This is a genomic window from Photobacterium ganghwense (genome assembly GCF_003025595.1).
Taxonomy (GTDB): domain Bacteria; phylum Pseudomonadota; class Gammaproteobacteria; order Enterobacterales; family Vibrionaceae; genus Photobacterium; species Photobacterium ganghwense.
The window spans coordinates 1-631 of record NZ_PYMI01000034.1 but is presented as its reverse complement, the minus strand read 5'-3'; the positions used below and the strand labels follow the sequence as shown (position 1 = coordinate 631).

The following is a 631-nucleotide window of genomic DNA, read 5'->3' as shown; positions in this document are numbered from 1 at the left end:
AATTCCGCCACCACCGCACGTGGTTTATTTTTACATTCTCCGGGGAGAATGGTGGCTACGACGGGATTCGAACCTGTGACCCCATCATTATGAGTGATGTGCTCTAACCAACTGAGCTACGTAGCCACTTTAACGCTGCTGACATAAAAATCAACATCGAAAAGTAATGGCAGGTCTACCTGGATTCGAACCAGGGAATGGCGGCATCAAAAGCCGCTGCCTTACCGCTTGGCGATAGACCTGCAGTTGCTCTTTACAGAGACTTGAATAATGGTGCGGAAGGAGAGACTTGAACTCTCACACCTTGCGGCGCCAGAACCTAAATCTGGTGCGTCTACCAATTTCGCCACTTCCGCGTTGCTTACATCCCGAACGAGTCGGCAGATAAGTCAATAATGGCAGGTCTACCTGGATTCGAACCAGGGAATGGCGGCATCAAAAGCCGCTGCCTTACCGCTTGGCGATAGACCTGCAGGGCAACTCTTAAAATTAAGAGGTAACCTAAATGTTGGTGCGGAGGGAGGGACTTGAACCCTCACGTCCTTGCGGACACTAGCACCTGAAGCTAGCGCGTCTACCAATTCCGCCACCACCGCACGTGGTTTATTTTTACATTCTCCGGGGAGAATGG

5 tRNA genes are annotated in these 631 nt (G+C 51.0%); all 5 read right to left on the bottom strand.

The annotated features are described in order from the left end of the window. Window positions 1-49: 49 nt before the first annotated feature. The 5 genes from C9I92_RS25175 to C9I92_RS25155 all read right to left on the bottom strand — a co-directional run bounded on the left by C9I92_RS25175 (window position 50) and on the right by C9I92_RS25155 (window position 596). Window positions 50-126: transfer RNA gene (locus C9I92_RS25175), tRNA-Met, on the bottom strand. A gap of 41 nt (window positions 127-167) precedes the next feature. Beyond that, window positions 168-242, bottom strand: a tRNA-Gln gene (locus C9I92_RS25170). Window positions 243-271: 29 nt separating this feature from the next. After that, window positions 272-356, bottom strand: a tRNA-Leu gene (locus tag C9I92_RS25165). A gap of 40 nt (window positions 357-396) precedes the next feature. After that, window positions 397-471, bottom strand: a tRNA-Gln gene (locus C9I92_RS25160). Window positions 472-509: 38 nt separating this feature from the next. After that, window positions 510-596 (bottom strand) — tRNA-Leu (locus tag C9I92_RS25155). Between the last annotated feature and the right edge of the window lie 35 nt (window positions 597-631).